At 45.7% G+C, this 19149-nt stretch carries 19 protein-coding genes and 1 pseudogene; 1 reads left to right on the top strand and 19 read right to left on the bottom strand.

Annotated elements, in window-relative coordinates; translation table 11 throughout:
• Nucleotides 1-10 precede the first annotated feature (10 nt).
• The 5 genes from topA to C0638_RS23345 form a co-directional block, all read right to left on the bottom strand.
• A complete protein-coding gene (topA, locus tag C0638_RS23325) occupies nt 11-2113 on the bottom strand; it encodes a type I DNA topoisomerase (protein ID WP_013370667.1) in 2103 nt (700 codons plus the stop codon).
• A 214-nt stretch (nt 2114-2327) separates the two neighbouring features.
• The gene (gene dprA, locus C0638_RS23330) at nt 2328-3446 is read right to left on the bottom strand and encodes a DNA-processing protein DprA (protein WP_058710537.1); all 1119 of its coding nucleotides are present in this window, start codon (nt 3444-3446) and stop codon (nt 2328-2330) included.
• Between the two features lie 228 nt (nt 3447-3674).
• Nucleotides 3675-4604, bottom strand: coding sequence for a succinate--CoA ligase subunit alpha (sucD, locus tag C0638_RS23335; protein ID WP_013370665.1), 930 nt, complete (start codon nt 4602-4604; stop codon nt 3675-3677).
• A 49-nt stretch (nt 4605-4653) separates the two neighbouring features.
• The gene (gene sucC, locus C0638_RS23340; protein ID WP_025677605.1) at nt 4654-5814 is read right to left on the bottom strand and encodes an ADP-forming succinate--CoA ligase subunit beta; all 1161 of its coding nucleotides are present in this window, start codon (nt 5812-5814) and stop codon (nt 4654-4656) included.
• A gap of 338 nt (nt 5815-6152) precedes the next feature.
• On the bottom strand, nt 6153-6623 hold the full coding sequence (locus tag C0638_RS23345; RefSeq protein WP_013370663.1) for a MarR family winged helix-turn-helix transcriptional regulator: 471 nt from the start codon (nt 6621-6623) through the stop codon (nt 6153-6155).
• Nucleotides 6624-6770: 147 nt separating this feature from the next.
• Between C0638_RS23345 and C0638_RS23350 the strand changes: the two genes are divergently transcribed.
• Entirely contained in the window at nt 6771-7199 is a 429-nt protein-coding gene (locus C0638_RS23350; RefSeq protein WP_013370662.1) for an organic hydroperoxide resistance protein, read from the top strand.
• Between the two features lie 278 nt (nt 7200-7477).
• On the opposite strand, the gene C0638_RS23355 is transcribed toward C0638_RS23350, so the two are convergent.
• The 14 genes and pseudogenes from C0638_RS23355 to rimM form a co-directional block, all read right to left on the bottom strand.
• A complete protein-coding gene (locus C0638_RS23355) occupies nt 7478-9097 on the bottom strand; it encodes a YifB family Mg chelatase-like AAA ATPase (protein WP_058710538.1) in 1620 nt (539 codons plus the stop codon).
• Nucleotides 9098-9259: 162 nt separating this feature from the next.
• The gene (locus tag C0638_RS23360) at nt 9260-9496 is read right to left on the bottom strand and encodes an EscU/YscU/HrcU family type III secretion system export apparatus switch protein (protein ID WP_058710542.1); all 237 of its coding nucleotides are present in this window, start codon (nt 9494-9496) and stop codon (nt 9260-9262) included.
• Nucleotides 9474-9587, bottom strand: coding sequence for an ATP-binding protein (locus tag C0638_RS26250; RefSeq protein WP_155742211.1), 114 nt, complete (start codon nt 9585-9587; stop codon nt 9474-9476). Before C0638_RS26250 ends, C0638_RS23360 begins: the two co-directional genes overlap by 23 nt.
• Before the next feature lie 1046 nt (nt 9588-10633).
• Nucleotides 10634-10846: pseudogene (locus C0638_RS26255) on the bottom strand (ATP-binding protein); the annotation flags it as partial.
• Nucleotides 10847-11057: 211 nt separating this feature from the next.
• Nucleotides 11058-11609 carry a nitroreductase family protein gene (locus tag C0638_RS23375; protein WP_040101582.1) on the bottom strand — a complete coding sequence of 184 codons (552 nt, stop codon included), beginning with the start codon at nt 11607-11609 and terminating at the stop codon, nt 11058-11060.
• A gap of 155 nt (nt 11610-11764) precedes the next feature.
• Nucleotides 11765-12148 carry a YraN family protein gene (locus tag C0638_RS23380; RefSeq protein ID WP_013370656.1) on the bottom strand — a complete coding sequence of 128 codons (384 nt, stop codon included), beginning with the start codon at nt 12146-12148 and terminating at the stop codon, nt 11765-11767.
• Complete coding sequence (locus C0638_RS23385; RefSeq protein ID WP_013370655.1) at nt 12148-12447, bottom strand: EscU/YscU/HrcU family type III secretion system export apparatus switch protein; 300 nt, start codon at nt 12445-12447, stop codon at nt 12148-12150. Before C0638_RS23385 ends, C0638_RS23380 begins: the two co-directional genes overlap by 1 nt.
• Nucleotides 12444-14570: a hypothetical protein gene (locus C0638_RS23390; protein ID WP_058710926.1), complete on the bottom strand. Its 2127-nt coding sequence runs from the start codon at nt 14568-14570 to the stop codon at nt 12444-12446. The genes C0638_RS23385 and C0638_RS23390 overlap by 4 nt, the downstream gene beginning before the upstream one ends.
• Before the next feature lie 91 nt (nt 14571-14661).
• Nucleotides 14662-15348: a ribonuclease HII gene (locus tag C0638_RS23395; protein ID WP_167346968.1), complete on the bottom strand. Its 687-nt coding sequence runs from the start codon at nt 15346-15348 to the stop codon at nt 14662-14664.
• Between the two features lie 168 nt (nt 15349-15516).
• A complete protein-coding gene (gene ylqF / locus C0638_RS23400; protein WP_058710943.1) occupies nt 15517-16377 on the bottom strand; it encodes a ribosome biogenesis GTPase YlqF in 861 nt (286 codons plus the stop codon).
• Nucleotides 16378-16464: 87 nt separating this feature from the next.
• Entirely contained in the window at nt 16465-17091 is a 627-nt protein-coding gene (gene lepB / locus C0638_RS23405; RefSeq protein WP_058710927.1) for a signal peptidase I, read from the bottom strand.
• A gap of 101 nt (nt 17092-17192) precedes the next feature.
• Complete coding sequence (rplS, locus tag C0638_RS23410; RefSeq protein WP_007429998.1) at nt 17193-17537, bottom strand: 50S ribosomal protein L19; 345 nt, start codon at nt 17535-17537, stop codon at nt 17193-17195.
• A gap of 224 nt (nt 17538-17761) precedes the next feature.
• Nucleotides 17762-18580, bottom strand: coding sequence for a tRNA (guanosine(37)-N1)-methyltransferase TrmD (gene trmD / locus C0638_RS23415; RefSeq protein ID WP_058710928.1), 819 nt, complete (start codon nt 18578-18580; stop codon nt 17762-17764).
• Nucleotides 18580-19095, bottom strand: coding sequence for a ribosome maturation factor RimM (gene rimM, locus C0638_RS23420; RefSeq protein ID WP_013370649.1), 516 nt, complete (start codon nt 19093-19095; stop codon nt 18580-18582). Before rimM ends, trmD begins: the two co-directional genes overlap by 1 nt.
• Nucleotides 19096-19149 lie beyond the last annotated feature (54 nt).

Below are 19149 nucleotides of genomic sequence, written 5' to 3' on the forward strand. Positions count from 1 at the left end.
ATCTTTGTTCTTAAGAAGTCTCTACACTCTCATCGCTCTCTTCCAGCATTTCGCTGTGATCGCAGACGGTACAGTTGAGCTTCGTTCCCTGTTTAGTACGTTTTTCGACCATTAGGCCACTGCAACTTGGACAAGGCTTAATGGACGGTTTATCCCAGGATACAAAATCACATTCTGGGTAGCGATCACATCCGTAAAAGACACGTCCTTTTTTACTTCGTCGTTCGACGACATGTCCCTCACCGCATGTAGGACAATTCATCCCGATATCCTTGACAATTGGCTTGGTGTTACGGCAATCCGGGAAAGCAGAGCAGGCCAGAAATTTACCAAAGCGGCCCAGCTTATACACCATGGGGCTGCCACACTTGTCACAGATGACGTCGGATACTTCATCCTTAATTTCAATTTCTTTCATTTCTTCTTCAGCCACTTCGAGACGCTTCTCGAATGACTCGTAAAAGTCACTCAACACCTTGACCCAATCACCTTCGCCTTCTTCGACGTGGTCAAGATCACCTTCCATATTGGCTGTAAATTCTACATTCAGAATCTCTGGAAAAAATTCTTCCATCTGCTCGATGACCAACTCTCCCAGCTCGGTAGGGAAGAATTTCTTCTCCTCAATAGCGACGTAACCGCGCTTCTGAATGGTTTCCAGCGTCGGTGCATACGTACTCGGGCGTCCTATACCCAATTCCTCCAGCGTCTTCACCAGTCGTGCTTCCGTATAGCGAGGAGGCGGTTGTGTAAAATGCTGCTTTGGTTCAACCGATTCCTTTTTCAGCTTATCGCCGGGTTGGAGTGGCGGCAACAGCTTATCTTCTTCGGTTTTACCGTCGTCATTCCCCTCCACATACACTTTCATGAAGCCTGGAAAGCGAACCTTTGAACCGGCTGCTCGGAATATCGCCTCGCCTGCTTCAATATCAACGGACAAAGTATCCATAATAGCGGAAGCCATCTGACTCGCCATAAAACGTTCCCATATCAGTTTGTACAATCGGAACTGATCTCTACTCATAAAAGGCTTAACAGTTTCCGGATCACGCAAGGCGGAGGTTGGACGAATCGCTTCATGCGCATCCTGAGCATTAGCCGACTTTTTTGAATACTGACGAGGACTTTCAGGCACAAAATCTTCGCCATATTTTTGAACGATGACCTCTTTCGCTTCCTCTTGAGCCGAAGTGGCGATCCGTGTGGAATCCGTACGCATATACGTAATCAGACCCACAGTCCCTTCTTTTCCTAAATCCACACCCTCATACAGCTGCTGCGCTACAGACATCGTTTTAGATGCCCGGAAGTTGAGCTTTCGAGCCGCCTCTTGCTGCAAGGAACTTGTTGTGAATGGAGGAGACGGATTGCGTAAACGCTCCTTCTCTTTCACATCGCGCACCTTGTAAGACGATTTTCCGATAGCTTCTAACACTTCTTGTACATCCGCTTCGCTAGAGAGCTCTTTCTTTTCGCCGTGTAGCTTATGGAATTTCGCTTCAAAAGTGCTGTCTTTAATAGCTAGTTTAGCTGTGATCGTCCAGTATTCTTCCGGTACAAACTCATTGATCTCGTTTTCCCGGTCCAGAATAATTTTCACTGCAACCGACTGTACACGCCCAGCAGACAGACCCTTCTTTACCTTTTTCCAGAGCAATGGACTTATTTTATAACCGACAAGCCGATCCAATATCCGTCGTGCCTGCTGCGCATTGACCAAATCCATGTTGATCTTGCGGGGGGTTTTAAAAGCATCTTTGACAGCCTGCTTCGTTATTTCATTAAACACTACACGACAATCCGCCGTATCGTCCAGTTCCAGCGCATGCGCCAGATGCCAAGCAATAGCCTCGCCTTCGCGATCCGGGTCAGCCGCCAGATATACTTTTTTTACTTTTTTTCGGGCATCCTTTAACTCTTTTAGTATTGAGCCTTTACCTCGAATGGTAATATATTTGGGATTAAAATCATTTTCAACCTCTACACCGATCTGGCTCTTAGGTAAATCCCTGATATGACCCATGGAAGCCTTGACGATATATTTGCTGCCTAAGTATTTGCCGATCGTCTTCGCCTTGGAAGGCGATTCCACGATGACGAGTGAATCCGCCATAGGCTCTTCCTCCTCTCATTACACACATGAATATGATAGACTTCCTGAAATGTGGTGAGCTATAGTTCGTTAATACGAGCTATAAATTCAACACATTTCAGAAAGTGGGGAAGGAGTAGGAATCCGCGATGCGAATAAACGCTAATTTCCCTCCACCTATGTTTAAAATTGAATTTTACGCATTTACTAACTAAGGATTTGACAAAAACAACGACTAAATAAGCTTGTATTTTGTGCCCGCTAGCTGAGCGATCCTTTTTTTTATGATTAACGATAACAGAACTGCGTGTAAAAGTCCAAAATCCCATGCCGTAGCATCAAGCAGTTCATCCAGTGTCATGGTTCCTTGTTCCAGCAGCAGCACTACGCGCTTTTCCTCAGAAGTCTCACTTTCTGATGCTTTGGAGACTTTCTTAAGATTAAGACTCTGTTCTCTATTGTATGAAGAAACCTGCCTTGTACGCAAATCTGCTTCATACTCCTCAATAATATCCGAAGCTTCAGTGACCGTTTTGGCTCCTTGCTTAATCAAGTTCAGTGTGCCTTTACTCTTCGGTGACGTAATGGGTCCAGGAACAGCAAACACATCTCGATTTGCCTCCAGCGCAGCATCCGCTGTAATCAAGGAACCGCTTCTAGCGTCTGCTTCTACAACGAGCGTCCCCTTCGTTAACCCGGCAATAATGCGATTACGTTGTGGAAACATCCCGGGATGAGACCTTGTACCTGGAGGATACTCCGATACGATTAGACCTTTACTAGCCATCTCTGCAAACAAAGAGGCATTTTGGGGAGGATAAATTTGGTCAATTGCTGTTCCAAGTACACCAATCGTGTTACCTCCCTGGCGCAGGGCTGTTTCGTGACAAATGCTGTCAATCCCTCTCGCCAATCCACTAACCACTGTAATCCCTGCATTACATAATTCCTCTGTTAGTATCTCCGCTGCTCTACGACCATACGCAGTAGGAACGCGAGTTCCTACCATGGCTACAGAACATGTGTGCAAAAGTGATTTATCCCCTTTTGTATACATCACCCAAGGAGGGTCAACTGTTTCCTTCATTAATAAGGGGTAATCTTCGTCCACATAAGTTACCGTACCAATATCACTGGATTGAATTCGCTGATATCGTTCATGCACCCATTCTTCATCGTAACACTCTGCCGCAATGCGTGCCTGTGTGGGACTTAAGCCTATCTCAATCCACTTTTGTTCGCTAAAATGCAGTAGCTCTTGCAATCGATAATCACTCGACCAAATACGCTGAATAGTTCTTCTTCCGATTCCCTCTAACTCATGTAGACCTAATAAAAGCCATCTTTCTTCCAAACTGTGGTTCCCCCATTCATGGAAGAGTGAACCCTTCCTTATTTTGTGGCACAACGGATCATTTTGCAAGCGTTTCCCTGATAAGCCTGTCTCAACACAAAAAAAAGCAACCTTTTCATCCCCTGTTTCAGAAGATAAAAAGGTTGCTTACCTTTCTTTCATTATACACTAGCCAGCAGCAAATTTCGATGTTGATTTACAGCCTGTATATTAATGAAGAAACACGATTTAATGTGTTGTACACAAGTTCAAAATACCACGTGCTTCCAACACACTTACCAGTGTCGAGCCCATTTCGGAAGGAGTCGGTGCCACCTTGATCCCGCAGGCTTCAAGCGTTGCAATCTTCTCTTTTGCCGTTCCTTTTCCGCCAGAAATAATGGCGCCTGCATGCCCCATCCGTTTGCCTGGAGGCGCAGTCACACCACCGATAAAACCAACGACTGGCTTCGTCATATTATCCCTGATCCACTCGGCAGCCTCTTCCTCGGCTGTACCACCGATTTCTCCGATCATAATGACAGCGTGAGTGTTGGGGTCCTCATTGAAGCGATGTAAAATATCGATGAATTCTGAACCTTTAACCGGGTCACCGCCAATACCAACCGCTGAAGATTGACCTATACCTCGAGTGGTTAACTGATGCACTGCCTCATAGGTCAAAGTACCACTACGTGACACAACGCCTACATGACCTGGCAGATGAATGTAACCTGGCATGATACCAATCTTACACTCTCCTGGCGTAATAACGCCCGGACAGTTAGGGCCAATCAAAACGGTCTTTTTACCTTCCATAAAACGTTTGACCTTGATCATATCAAGTACTGGAATCCCCTCTGTGATACAAATCACGAGGTCCAGTTCCGCATCCACAGCCTCCAAAATGGAATCCGCTGCGAAAGCCGGCGGCACGTAAATGACGCTAGCAGTTGCGCCCGTAGCTTCCTTGGCTTCGCTTACTGTGTTAAACACTGGCAGTTTGACCTGTTGTCCGTTTTCCAGTGTAATTTCTACCTCGGTGCCTCCCTTACCTGGAGAGGTGCCACCTACCATCTGTGTACCGTAATCAAGTGCACCTTTGGCATGGAACAACGCCGTTTTTCCCGTAATCCCCTGTGTAATCACCTTTGTATGCTTATCGACCAAAATACTCACGATCTTCACATCCCCTATCGTTTATTCGGCATATCGGAATGCAAACAGGCTATTGAACAAGTTCAACGATTTTTTGGGCACCATCGGCCATGGAATCGGCTGCCACAATATTCAAACCGGATTCCGCTAAAATCTGTTTGCCGAGCTCAACATTTGTCCCTTCAAGACGGACAACAAGCGGACGTGTCAGCCCCAACTGTCTGGCAGCCTCAACGACGCCGTTTGCAATGATGTCGCACTGCATAATCCCGCCGAAAATGTTGACGAAAATACCTTCTACCTTCGGATCGGACAAAATGATTTTGAACGCTTCGGTTACTTTTTCCGTCGTTGCACCGCCACCAACGTCCAGGAAATTGGCCGGATCACCACCGTAATATTTGATAATATCCATCGTGGCCATTGCCAACCCCGCACCATTGACCATACAGCCAATATTTCCGTCCAGAGCGATATAGCTTAGATCATATTTAGATGCCTCAATTTCCTTCTCATCTTCTTCATCCAAATCACGTAATTCCAAAATATCCTTGTGACGGAACAACGCATTAGAATCGAAATTCAATTTGGCATCCAGCGCCAGTACATTCCCATCACCCGTAACGACTAGGGGATTAATTTCTGCAATCGAACAGTCCTTGTCCACAAAAGCTTCGTAAAGCGCCAGCATAAACTTGACCGCTTTATTCACCAGCTCATTGGGAATATTAATCTCATACGCCAGCTTACGAGCTTGATGCACCTGAAGCCCAATGGCTGGATCAACAACTGCTTTAAAAATCTTCTCCGGAGTAGCCGCAGCCACCTCTTCGATTTCCGTACCGCCTTCTTCGGAGGCCATCAATACGATGCGTCCAGTCGCGCGATCCACGACAACGCCTACGTAATATTCTTTGCGAATATCACAGCCTTCCTCAATCAAAAGACGTTTGACCTCTTTACCTTCAGGTCCGGTCTGATGTGTCACTAGCACCTTACCCAAAATTTCAGAAGCAATAGTCCGCACCTCATCCAAGCCTTTGGCAACTTTTACGCCACCCGCTTTACCGCGTCCACCAGCATGAATTTGTGCTTTTACGACCGTAACAGCGCTTCCAAGCGATTCTGCCGCAGCAACGGCTTCTTCCACCGTGTAGGCAACCTTGCCGTTCGGTACAGCCACTCCGTACTGCTTTAATACTTCTTTACCCTGATATTCATGGATATTCATTCTGGAATCCTCCTATCAACATGACTGCAACAAGGGCGGTTCACAAGGAAATCTATACTAAACCTACATCATTGTAACATGTTTTTAAAACGCTTTCCTTATAATTCAACCTCATGAATTACAGTATTTTGATATCATTATCATTCCCAAAATCGAATGTTTGGATATTATTGGATTTTGCTTTTTAATACAAATTCACACAAAAAAGCACCTCCACAAAATGGGATTACCTAATCCTCATGAGAGGCACTTTATTTCATTAGACTTTAAATAGCATTTTTTCTTTCAGTTAAGAACAACTCATTCCGTAAATTCACAAGAGCAACCGAAAGTACCTGTTATGATTTTTCAATTTGTACATTCGCTTGATGAACACGATCGAGCAGATCATTAAACTGAAGCAGAAGTGACCCAAATTGATCATGAGTCATACTTGTTTTTTCCTGTATGCATCCTGGTACAGACAGGGCTTTATCCCGCAACGCTCTTCCCTCTGTCGTTAAAGAAATCAGCACCTTACGCTCATCTTGAGTGGAACGCTTCCGATCGATCAGCCCGGCATTCTGCAACCTCTTTAATAGTGGAGTTAGTGTGCCGGAATCCAAATATAACGCCTCACCCAATTCCTTCACTGTACACTCTTCACGCTCCCAGAGCACGATAAGTACCAAATATTGCGAGTACGTTACACCAAGCTTTTCTAGATAAGGCTGGTACAGCTTTGTAATCTCTCTGGAGCATGCATATATGGCAAAGCATAACTGATTATCAAGTTTCAACGCCGCGTGTTCATTGGAATTGTTTTCCATGCTGTCTAGTCACCTACTTTCGTCATTATTTTAGCACATTATATAGCAAAGTACATTCTAATTGCATAAAATACTTTACAAAAAATAATTATTTTGATAAATTAAATTGTGTAAAATACAAATTGAGCGAGAGGCAGTGATTGGATTATGATGACCATTCAACAAAAAATGTATGAAACAACAGTAAAAGCAGTTGGTGGACGTAACGGTTATATCGAGTCTTCTTCCCCTGAACTTCGTTTAGATATTGATACTCCAAAAGAGATGGGTGGCGCCGGCGGTACAGGTACGAATCCAGAGCAGCTATTCGCAGCAGGCTATTCTGCTTGCTTTGACAGTGCTTTAAATATGGTCGCTCGCATGCAACGTGTTAAACATGAAGGTACCGAAGTCACAGCTACGGTCCATTTTGGCAAAGTCGAAGACGGCGGCTTCGGAATCGGAGTAAACCTCGACGTTCTGGTCAAAGGCGTTGATCATGAAACTGCGGTAAAACTGGTGGAAGGCGCACATGAACAATGTCCATACTCCCGCGCTACCCGCGGTAATATTGAAGTGAAGCTGAACGTTTTGTAACATAGAGTTAGAATGAATTTCACAACAAGCCCCTCAACCATATTGGTCGAGGGGCTTGTTGTTTTTCCATCAAGTAACATGGGAGATGATGCATAATCGTATATACGAAATTGATATACTCATAGTATAATCACTATTGTCATAATCTTTTTTGCTTCTCCAGGTCTTTTTGCCTGGAGCTTTTTTTTGTCCTTATTTCCGTTTTCTCTCGTATACATACCCTTTGGAAAAACTTTTTCATAAAAATGATGTACTGTATCTGCTATTTTATTGCCTTTTTACATTTCGGGAAAATTGGAATTTGCTCTATCCATCTGGCGGTATTGAATAGCTTCAGCCACATGTGAAGTCGTAATTTTCTCTGACTCCTGTAAGTCTGCAATGGTGCGGGACAGCTTGAGAATTCGATCATACGCACGCATGCTTAAACCAAGTGCATCCATCGTCTGGTCAAGCAACTCCGCTGCATTTTGTTCTAAAACCGCATATTTACGCAGCATCTGACCGGACAGCTCACTATTCCATGAAAAAGGAAGCTTGCTGTATCTGCGGATTTGTATTGCTCGAGCAGCCAACACCTGCTTTCTCATATCAGCAGACGACAGTGATTCTTTTTCCTCCCGCCAATCCTTCGGTTGTGAGACCTCAAGCTGAAGATCAATTCGATCCAGCAATGGACCGGAAATACGTGAGCGGTATCGAGCTACTGCTGCAGGTGAACAGGTACAGCGCTGATGTTCCGTGTTATTACCGAAAAAGCCACAGTGACACGGATTCAAAGAAGCTGCAAGTAAAAAATGCGCCGGATACTTAAACACTGCACGTGAACGACTGATTGTAACATGGTGGTCTTCCAGAGGCTGCCGCAGCACTTCTAGTACATGACGGCTAAACTCAGGCAGCTCATCGAGAAATAAAATCCCTCGGTGTGCAAGACTGATTTCTCCTGGTTTGGGTATGCCTCCTCCGCCCACCAATCCAGCAGCAGAGATCGTATGATGAGGCGCACGGAAGGGACGAACATGCATAAGATGAGTCGATGAGTCCTTCCATTTTCCTGCTGCACTGTATACCTTGGTCACTTCTAGCGACTCCTTTTCAGTCAAAGGCGGCAGGATAGAGGGCAACCTGCGGATGAGCATCGTTTTTCCAGCACCCGGCGGTCCCATAAGAAGAATATTATGCATTCCTGCTGCAGCGATAACTAACGCACGTTTGGCGTGTAGCTGACCCAATACATCGCTGTAATCCTCCATATTACTGATTAGCGCTTCTTGCTCACACAACGGTATATGCTCTGCTCGGGGTAAATGGTCATAGGAATGGATTATGACTTGTTCACTAGCAGTACAATTTTGATTGGTCACTTGGCCGTCCGGGGTGGCTTGTGCATGATCATTAACCGGGATAAGATCCACCAGATGGCGTATAGCGTAAATACGTATATCCGCAATTAGACGAGCCTCGCTTGCGTTTTCTTGAGGAAGCAGCACGGAATCGAATCCTTCTCGCTTGGCCAGATCAACCATAGACAACACCCCATTTACAGGACGAATGCTGCCATCCAGTGCCAGCTCGCCAATAAACAGCGTTCGTTCCCCTACTGGTAAGACAACCTGTCCACTGGTTGTCAGCAAGCCTAAAGCGATAGCAAGATCGAAAGATGAGCCTTCCTTACGCAAATCTGCAGGAGCTAAGTTAATCGTGACACGCTGGGACGGATATTTGAAACCGCAGTTTTTGATTGCTGCTCTCACACGTTCTACTGCCTCTCGAATCGCTGAATCCGGCAATCCGATAATCGCGGTCTGAGGCAAGCCATTGGACAAATCAGTCTCAACTTCGATCAGAACGCCATCTATCCCATATAGACAAGCTCCATGTAATTTTCCATACATATCAAAAAAGCACCTCTCCTCATATTGAAATGTCCCTCTATGGGAATCATTGCCTATATGAAAAAAGGTGCTTCCAAATTTTCATTTATTGCATATATAATATTCTAAATTTAGCTCTCAACCCTAATTTCAAATCCTCAACTAAGCTTATCTGACGACAGATTATTTGTCAATTAAGGTATAGCTTATCGACTGCTGGAGTACGTGGTCTTGATTCCGGGGCTCGCCCAAATCAAGCTTGGACAGCACTTCAACTAGCGCAGCATCCTCCTGAACAGGAACACCATGTTCTTTGGCTTTTTCTAAAATGCTATCCGCAATGCGGCCGCTCCCCTTGGCAACGACGATCGGCGCTTCGCTCTCACCAGGCGTATATTTAAGGGCGACCGCCTTCTTCATGGAAGGAGAAGAAGGTTCCAAGGGCTCTCCTGCGGATGAGCATCGTTTTTCCAACACCCGGCGGTCCCATAAGAAGGATATTATGATACATTGTCACGCATTGAAAAACCAAGTAATATCAAGGATTTGGCGATACTAAACAGTTTTTCTTTCGGCGGGAGATTGCTTTTTTCTTTTAGGCTCTATTAAACACATATGTGATTTTCTTATAATTTCATAAATACTATCAATTTAAAATTTATCAGGAACGATGTATTGTCGAGTTTACTTTCCACGATGATGTAACTCTAAAAAGAAGACAAGTAAGCCGTCTCCCTTTGGGTCGGCGCGAAGAGAAGAAACCGAAGGCTAGGTAAGTCTGATGAGAAATTGAAGGATCAAAAAAAATCCTGAGATGTCAGGACTTTTTTTGATCTGAGCGCTGCCCGAATTCGACATTTTATTTCCGCGTAGTGGCGGGAGTTTTCAGTTTTCACCCGTGAGAAGTGCGTTTGGCAGGTCTGAACGATTAGAAAACCACGACTGAAAGTCGTATATTGAGGGGACTACCCCAGCCAGTATTCCCACGTACAATTACTATACCGTCGTCATGCGGAACGACGTTATGGATCGTCATGGTAGCAGCTCCTTGAAACGGCTTAACTTGACCGCCAAAAATACCAATTTCCGTGATCGAGACAAGTACCCTACTTGAGGAATTAACAAACCCAGCCAGGTTCAAGCGACTTTGGAACAAATTCGGACCTACATTGTTGAGACTAAAAATGAATGCGGTACCTGCTTTAGTTCTTAGGCGACGCGTAGGTTTCAGAATTTTTCTAGAAGAATTTACTTTTCCCATTCGAATCAACTTCCCTTCTTTTTTGATAATATAGAATATGCTAGTTTTTATAGAATCGAAACAGACAAACGGATTGGAAAAAGTGACTATCTTTATCACTAGGCAATAAAAAAAGCCCCGCGATGTCAGGGCTATGGTCTAAAACTTGATTGAAGTGAGCGAACGAAAAACGACAGAGAGCTGCTCGGATTGCCACGCTACAAATGAAGATCAAGGAACTCCGTGAGAACGAATAGAATTACCGAGAGCTGCACGATTAGAGAAGATCCGCTGACCGTAAATTTGACGCTTTTATGGATCAGCAGAATATTATGCATTCTTGCTGCAGCGATAACTAACGCACGTTTGGCGTGTAGCTGACCCAATACATCGCTGTAATCCTCCATTATTACTGATCAGCGCTTCTTGCTCTTGCAACGGTATATGCTCTGCTTGGGATAATGGTCATAGGAATGGATTATGACTTGTTCATTGGCAGTACAATTTTGATTGGTCGCTTGGCCGTCCGGTCAGAACGCCATCTATCCATATAGACAAGCTCCATGTAATTTTCCATACATATCAAAAAAGCACCTCTCCTCATATTGAAATGTCCCTCTCGGGAATCATTGCCTATATGAAAAAGGGTGCTTCCAAATCTTCATTTATTGCAAATATAATGTTCTAAATTAGCTCTCAACCCTAATTTCAAATCCTCAACTAAGCTTATCTGCCGACAGATTATTTGTCAATTAAGGTTAGCTTATCGGCTACTGGAGTACGTGGTCTTGATTCCGGGATAACTTCAGGATAGCCTGCATATATCATTCCAATTACCTTCTCACCTGGTTGAATTCCCAAGCAATCACGGAATTTAGGCGAATACAGAAATGGTTTTGTCACCCAAAACGTTCCGATCCCTTTGCTCCATGCAGCAAGCATAAAGTTTTGAACAAGCGCACTGACTGCTGCAAAATCCTCATCCCAAACCGCTTGACGCGGATCTTCTTCCATCACCACTAAAAGCTGAATCGGGTTGTGCAGAATTCCACTCTCAAACTTGTTGTCTTTACCAATATCGGCTGCAATGGCTTTTGCAAGCTTTTTCCGTCCCTCACCAGCAAACAACAGAAAACGCCACGGCTCACGCATTTTATGATTAGGAGCCCATACAGCGACGTTCAGTAGTTCTTTAATCGTATCTACCGGGATAGAGTCAGGTTTAAATCGTTTAATCGTCCGGCGTTCCTGAATTACATCTATGACATGTTCACTAAAGGTATGCTTTGTCACGTAAATCCTCCTTCACAGGTACAACGACTAGATATTCATTATAGAATGAAAATGATAACTATTCTCAATAAAATATACCTGCAGCTTTCCTTTCTGTCAACCTGTACATATGAATTCAGTCCTGTGTTCCAACATCCAAAGAAGTTCTTACTTTTTTAAAAGGCATCTATAAAATGGTCCGTAACAACAGCCGTTTCAGCAGATAATCGTACAGAAATCATATCAAAACGGATTGGAGATTCTCCCATTCCGTTCATATGCAAGTATACTGCGGCTGTTTGGCGAACCTGGGTTATTTTACGTGCAGTAACTGATTCGGCTGGTGTTCCATATTTAGAGCTGCTTCGGCTACGTACTTCAATAAATACGAGTATGTGCTCCTGCTTGGCAATCAGATCTATTTCTCCACTACGGCATCGCCAATTGCGCTCCAAGATACGATAACCCAAGTTTTCTAAAAACAAAGCCGCGGCTTCTTCGCCCATCGCTCCTTTGGCTTTCCGCTGGTCCTTGCCTCTAGTCTTCATTTCATTTCCCATCACCAGTCATCCCTTGGAGCAAGCCGATCCATTTGATATATATAGGTTAGCACCTCTGCTACCAACTGATAGAGTTCAGCAGGGATTTGCTCGTCCAAATCAAGTTTGGACAGCACTTCAACCAGCGCAGCATCCTCCTGAACAGGAACACCATGTTCTTTGGCTTTTTCCAAAATGCTATCCGCAATGCGGCCGCTCCCCTTGGCAACGACGATCGGCGCTTCGCTCTCACCAGGTGTATATTTAAGGGCGACCGCCTTCTTCATGGAAGGAGAAGGAGATTCCAAGGGCTCTTTCATATTTTAAGATCGACTCCTTTGTACGGCTGAGGCACATAGCTTTGTACCTCTGAAGAGGCGGGGCTGCTCTGTTCAGCCCTTGTGGGCATAGGCTCGGTACGCAGTGTTAGAAGTTGGTAGCCTAGCGACTCCAGCGCGGTACGAATGGACTCACGCCCACTCGTTAATAGCGAAGCCGCCCATTCCTGATCATTATGAAGCTTGAGACTTACAATCCGATCTACAACCTGCACATCCACCAGCGTCGGACCAAGTCCCTTCATGTCCAAATCAAACCAAAGTCGACAGTTGGAGGCATCCAGCTCTCCGCGCTTGCCACGGCGGGACTGAATCTGGATTGTAGCTGTTTCGCGACCGTCCGGTCCAATAAACGGTATAAACATGTGCACTTGTGCAAAAGGCGCCGTTCGGTCTGTATTTAGCAGCAGCTGCTGGCCTGTCAGGTGCTGTACAACCTGCTGAGCCGCCTCTTTCAAAGCGGGCGGCAGGTCGTCGCTGCTCATTAACTGGAGCAGCGCTCCTTTAACGGTGTCTGCGGCCGCTGACACGGAGTTGTCTGAGGTAGCCGCTAAACCTGGCAGCGTCTGCGACACTCCCTCAGGCGGCTCCGTACGTGCCGCCGCCCCTTGCGCGAGCTGCGCAGTCGAGCGGTGTACCTGCTGCTCGTGCTCTGCACCGAGCAGCTTCAGCACACGGCCTACCCACGGATCCTCCGTGGGGCTGAGCTGCATGCTGGGCGCCGCAGACTGTGAAGCAGTGGCATCCGCAGTCCGCGAAGCGCCAGCCGCTGGCTGCGTTACCTCTGCTGAGGACTGATCTGGCGCAGCCGTGCTCAGTTCGGGTGGCACTGCTGCACGCAGCTCTTGCAGCAGGAGGCGCAGCCGCTGAAGCGGCGCCTCTAGTACAGCAGCGTTGCCCGCCGCGGAGGGCGGCGCAGAGCCAGCGGCTTGCTGTGCGGAAGGACGGTCTGCCATGACTGCGTTTAAGGCAGACTTCGTCCCCGTAGGCTCTGCCGTGGCCGGAGTTGGAGCACCATCGGCATCCTTAAGCTGCGTACCTGCCGCAGTAGCTTGCTGTTGTTGCTCCGCTTTGACGCGGGAGCCGTTTAATGCATCAGCAGCGCCCGATTCAGGCGCATTGGCACCAGCATCCAATACCAATGTCGCTCCTCGCCCGCTAACTGCTTGCGGTTCTTCTGAAGCAGTCCCGTTGGATGCAAATGCAGTAGATCCCGCCGAAGTATCCGAATCTGTAGCCAAAACACTCGCTTCGCTTACTGTAGCAGCGAGATTGGCTGCCTGAGTCCCTTTTAACAATTCCTTGCCGCCTGTGACTTGTTGTCCTGTTTCTGCCTGTTTTGTAGTAGCAGAGGCAGAAGCATCCTTGGACAATGTTAAAGCTTGGCCTTCCTGTCCATCTGCAATCACCACAGAAGAAGTGCCTGTTGGACTAACTGACGTTCGGTCAGTGCTTTTTATTGCGGTTGCTTCCCCTACTGAACGGTCAGTAGGCGTTCCCTGTCCTTGCTGCTTTAACACCGCTTCAAGTTCTTGCTCCAACGATGACAACAAATCATTTAAAGGAGGCCCAAACATCGTTTGACGCAATCCATTTATGCTTTCGGCCGTTAATGGAAGTCCCCGCTGAAAGGCAACTGCCGCTGCCTGCACAAACGTTCCCAATTGTACATTGCCGCTTTGCTTCGACAAGGCTTCTTGCAAAGAAGCCGCATTTTCCGATGTCAACGGCACACCATTCTTTTGCATTGCCTGTATGAGCTCCCTGTTTTGAGCTGTATCCGGCAGTCCCACCGATTTCAATACGTCTGTCAGCGCTACGGTTTGCTGTGGCATATTGGCAGCATCATTCAGAGGCTTAAGCACAGTCATTCCGCTGGAAGAAGCCGGTTGTACCTGAAACGTTGCAGTCTGTCCAGGTTGAAGAGGGGTCTCCAGCTTTGCCCTGACTTGAGAACCCTGTATTTGCAATACAGCCTCGTCACCGTCCTCAGACACCTTTAATACGACTCCTCTTACGACCTGGCCTGGCTGCATATCAAGTTTTTTTGCCTCTCCCGCCTTCACATCTCCAAGTAATCCCCGGAATACAGATCCGATGTTCATACCGCCCCTCCTCTCACTCTGCCCCTATTCAAAAGGGTCTGTAATATTAGATATACTTTATATCGGTATTGTCCTGATTCATAATAAGTATCTACAGATCAAACAACGTCGGTTGCTCAGTCAACAAATTGCCTAAAAAGCTGCGTCTATGCATTTCTGTAGGTCCTAGCGCCAAAATTTGTTCTCTATGCAACTTGGTAGCATAACCTTTATGTATACCAATCCCATATTCCGGATATTTCGCATCCCATTCACCTTTGCATAGCCGATCACGAGTCACCTTGGCGATGATAGAAGCTGCCGCAATAGACTGACTGTTCGCATCTCCCTTAATGATGGATAGCTGAGGAATAGGTACATCTACCTTTTCTGCATCCACAAGTAAATAATCAGGAGACACATGTAAAGCCTCAACAGCCTTTTTCATAGCTAAACGAGCCGCTTGTTTAATATTGATTTCATCAATCATCCGCGCGTCTACATGACCAACTCCTACAGCAATTGCCTTCTCCATAATCAGTTCGTAGTAGGCTTCTCTTTTCTTGTCCGTCAATTTTTTGGAATCGTCTACCCCCTCCAATAACTCACCAACTGGTAAAATGACTGCTGCCGCCACAACATCTCCAAACAGACATCCACGCCCTACCTCGTCAATACCTGCAATCCGCTCACAAGATTGTTCCCAGCATTTTTTTTCATAGTGTAGCATGTCCTTTACTGCGTTCTCTTTAGCGTCCATATTCAATACCTGCCCATCTTTACGTAGTTTAAGCTTCATCATGCCGTAGCTCTAACAATTGAATTCAGCTTACCACAGACCTCTACTGTTCAAAACCCTTTTCTATCTACCTTTACATACCAAAAAACCTTCCTCCTCTCCGGAGAGATGGGGAAGGTTCTTCCTTGCCACAAAATGCAATGTTCTGTATCAGATGTACCAGCTCTATCAATATGGTGCTTCTAAACTGAATCGTCCCAGCTTCCCTGCACGTAGCTCACGCAAAATAATTTTTGACGCCTTTTCGAGATCTACACGTCCACCACTAACAATACAGCCACGCTTACGTCCGATAGCCTCCATAACGCTCACAACATCATCTGGATTTTCTGTATCCTCAGGGCGTTCGGTAAGCTCAAAGCGCTCTGCCATGGCATCCCAATAATATTGGACAAGATATTTTGTCGCGAAAAAGGCAATGTCCTCTACATTTAAAATTTCTTCCTTGATCGCGCCTGTAACTGCTAGACGATAGCCGACGTTCTGATCCTCAAATTTAGGCCACAAAATACCTGGTGTATCCAGCAACTCAATTTCTCCGGTCTTGATCCACTGTTGTGCCTTCGTTACTCCGGGGCGATCACCCGTAGCTGCAATATTACGTCCTGCCATTCGGTTGATCAATGTCGATTTGCCGACATTCGGAATACCGACAATCAAAGCACGTATAGGACGCGGATTCATTCCCTTCGAAATCTGCCGGTCTATTTTTTCCTTAAGCAACTGCTTGGCCTGAATCGGAATTTCTTTGAGCCCCGTCCCTGTCGTGGCATCCACCGGAAAGGCTACATGCCCCTGTTCCTTAAAGTAGGCAATCCATTGCTGTGATACTACAGGGTCCGCCAAATCTGCCTTGTTCAAAATAATCATTCGCGGCTTGCCTTGCAAAATATCATCAATCATTGGATTTCGGCTGGAAAGCGGCAACCGAGCATCAATCAGCTCAATAACCAAATCAATCAGCTTTAATTTTGCTTCAATTTGGCGGCGCGCTCTGGTCATGTGACCAGGAAACCATTGAATCGTCACCGTCATCACCCCATTGAGCGTAACTCCTACTTTCACCCTTAGGGTCATAGTTAGGATTACGGCAGCTATGCTGCTTATTAGTTATTTCTAGTGGTTAATCCACTGCATATCCTTCACAGGCCAAAAAATGACATCAGCCCGGCCCACGACTTCCTTCAAATCAATATATCCAATCATCCGACTGTCTGTACTATTGGAACGGTTATCGCCCATAACAAAAATATGCCCTTCTGGCACTTTTCCATCCTTAAACTTTTCATTTGGAAAATTGGTAAACTTGTTGTAAAGTTCTCCATTTTGATGTGCTTCTTCCAAAGGAGCCTTGAGATAAGGTTCTTGAATCGGCTTACCATTTACTGTAATCGTGTCACCTTCTACCTTGACCGTATCACCCGCAACGGCAATGACGCGCTTGATGAAGTCTCTTTTTTCTTCCGGGACATGGAACACGATCACTTCACCCGGTTTAGGAGCACGAAAATCATACAAAATCTCATTTACAATGACGCGTTCTCCGGTATGAAAGTTAGGCTGCATTGACGGGCCATCCACAATAAAAGGCTTAAAGAGAAGCCAGCGGATTAAAAAGACAAGCACTAACGCAATAATGATGGCCTTGAGCCACTCAAAAATCTCATTTTTTGGTTTACGCTTGGGCGTACCATCCTGATCAGTTGGCTGCTGCACAGCTCCTTGTCCTACTTCTTGCTCCATAGCTCACTGTCCTTTCTTTACGGTCAATAATCCACAGTTCCCTATGTACGTAGAAAAAACGAAAGGAGCTTGTAACCAAGCCCCTTTCGTTATTCGTTGTATTAACGACGAATTTCTTTAATTCTCGCTGCTTTACCGCGCAGTTCACGAAGATAATAAAGCTTCGCACGACGCACTTTACCACGGCGAGCCACTTCGATTTTATCGATTTTTGGGGAATGAAGCGGGAAAGTTCTTTCCACACCTACACCGTAAGAAATTTTACGAACTGTAAAAGTCTCACTGATTCCACCACCACGGCGTTTAATTACTACACCTTCAAACAACTGGATACGCTCACGAGTTCCCTCGATAACTTTCACGTGCACTTTCAAAGTGTCACCAGGACGAAAGTTAGGCAGATCTTTACGCAGTTGTTCTTCAGTAATCGCTTGGACGATATTCATCTATGACTCCCTCCTTCCGTACAGGTGTTCATGTTTCTTCTGGAAACTCTTCCGTTTCCTTCATCATCCACAGAGGACCACCGTATTACACACAACAGATGTATTGTATCATGGAGGTTACCGCATTGCAACAACAAAAAGGGATTTGACCAAACATTATTTAATTGACTTCATTATAAAACAGGTCCCTGCCTGCTTTCAAATCCACTCATGTTAATAGTGCTTTATCGCTTGTCCCTCGAACTGTCCGATTGGTGCTGCTCCTCAATCCACGCGCGCTCCTTGCTTGTCAGTTCAGCCTGTTCCAGCAAGTCCGGTCGACGTTCCATCGTACGACGTAACGCCTCTTGTCGTCTCCAAGAGTCAATATTGACATGATGCCCTGATAAGAGTACATCCGGCACTTTCCAGCCACGAAACTCAGCAGGCCGAGTATAATGTGGGTATTCCAACAGTCCTGTACTAAACGAATCTGTTACCGCACTCGTTTCATTACCCAACACTCCTGGTAACAACCGTGTCACACTATCAATGACGACCATGGATGGTAGCTCGCCACCAGTCAATACATAATCTCCGATCGAAAGCTCATCCGTCACCAGATGCTCTCGAATACGCTCATCATAACCCTCATAATGTCCACATATAAAAATAAGATGGTCCTCTTTGGCAAGCTCTTCCGCTTTTTTTTGCGTAAAAGTCTCTCCTTGTGGACACATCAAAATAATACGCGGAGTTTTTATGTCTGCGTTATGTTCGGCATCTTCATCTCCAATACCTTCAACGGCAGCTTCAAATGTTGATTGCTCTGATTTATCCAACAGCGCTTCCACGGCAGCAAAAATAGGGTCTGGCTTCAAAACCATGCCGCCTCCACCACCATAGGGCGTATCATCCACTTGCCCATGCTTGTTGCCGGCATACTGGCGAAAATTAACCGCTTGCAGTGATACAATCCCCTTATCCCTTGCTTTTCCCAGAATGCTTGCATTAAAAACGCCATCAAACATCTCTGGAAACAGGGTCAGTACATCCACCCGCATTACAGCAGACCTTCCATTAATCGTACTGTAACCCGTTTTTCGCGCACGTTTACATCCAAAATAACATCCTCTATATACGGCAATAGCAGTTCCTTACCTTTAGGCATTTGGACTACCCATACATCATTCGCTCCCGGTGTCAAAATTTCTTTTACCTCACCGAGCTTAGTTCCGTCTTCCGTTACTACTTCCATACCGACTACTTCATGAAAGTAAAACTCGTTTTCTTCCAATTCTCCTAACCGTTCAGCAGAGACCTTTAACAAAGTACCTTTATATTTCTCAACATCATTGATGTTGTGATATTCCTTAAATTTTACGACAACCATATTTTTTTGAAAACGAGCTGTTTCTACAGTTACGGGAATCGGTGCTTTGCCATCTGCTGGAACAATCAATAGCTCGCTGCCTTTGGCAAAACGATCCTCAAGAAAATCAGTTGTCGTTAATATTTTTAGCTCACCGCGAATTCCATGTGTATTCACAATTTTCCCGACATTAAACATTTGCTGCATCGTGTTCCTCCTGCATATAATCGGCTCCGCTCCATATCATCTTCATCATGTACG

The organism is Paenibacillus sp. lzh-N1, from assembly GCF_002872435.1.
GTDB lineage: Bacteria > Bacillota > Bacilli > Paenibacillales > Paenibacillaceae > Paenibacillus > Paenibacillus polymyxa_C.

Bases quoted from the DNA above. Each gene is read 5' to 3' on its own strand.
- topA (WP_013370667.1), bottom strand. From the start codon at position 2,113: ATGGCGGATTCACTCGTCATCGTGGAATCGCCTTCCAAGGCGAAGACG.
- sucC (WP_025677605.1), bottom strand. From the start codon at position 5,814: ATGAATATCCATGAATATCAGGGTAAAGAAGTATTAAAGCAGTACGGA.
- C0638_RS23345 (WP_013370663.1), bottom strand. From the start codon at position 6,623: ATGGAAAACAATTCCAATGAACACGCGGCGTTGAAACTTGATAATCAG.
- C0638_RS23350 (WP_013370662.1), top strand. From the start codon at position 6,771: ATGATGACCATTCAACAAAAAATGTATGAAACAACAGTAAAAGCAGTT.
- C0638_RS23355 (WP_058710538.1), bottom strand. From the start codon at position 9,097: ATGTATGGAAAATTACATGGAGCTTGTCTATATGGGATAGATGGCGTT.
- C0638_RS23360 (WP_058710542.1), bottom strand. From the start codon at position 9,496: ATGAAGAAGGCGGTCGCCCTTAAATATACGCCTGGTGAGAGCGAAGCG.
- C0638_RS26250 (WP_155742211.1), bottom strand. From the start codon at position 9,587: ATGTATCATAATATCCTTCTTATGGGACCGCCGGGTGTTGGAAAAACG.
- C0638_RS23380 (WP_013370656.1), bottom strand. From the start codon at position 12,148: ATGGGAAATGAAATGAAGACTAGAGGCAAGGACCAGCGGAAAGCCAAA.
- C0638_RS23385 (WP_013370655.1), bottom strand. From the start codon at position 12,447: ATGAAAGAGCCCTTGGAATCTCCTTCTCCTTCCATGAAGAAGGCGGTC.
- C0638_RS23390 (WP_058710926.1), bottom strand. From the start codon at position 14,570: ATGAACATCGGATCTGTATTCCGGGGATTACTTGGAGATGTGAAGGCG.
- C0638_RS23395 (WP_167346968.1), bottom strand. From the start codon at position 15,348: ATGAAGCTTAAACTACGTAAAGATGGGCAGGTATTGAATATGGACGCT.
- lepB (WP_058710927.1), bottom strand. From the start codon at position 17,091: ATGGAGCAAGAAGTAGGACAAGGAGCTGTGCAGCAGCCAACTGATCAG.
- rplS (WP_007429998.1), bottom strand. From the start codon at position 17,537: ATGAATATCGTCCAAGCGATTACTGAAGAACAACTGCGTAAAGATCTG.
- trmD (WP_058710928.1), bottom strand. From the start codon at position 18,580: ATGCGGGTGGATGTACTGACCCTGTTTCCAGAGATGTTTGATGGCGTT.
- rimM (WP_013370649.1), bottom strand. From the start codon at position 19,095: ATGCAGCAAATGTTTAATGTCGGGAAAATTGTGAATACACATGGAATT.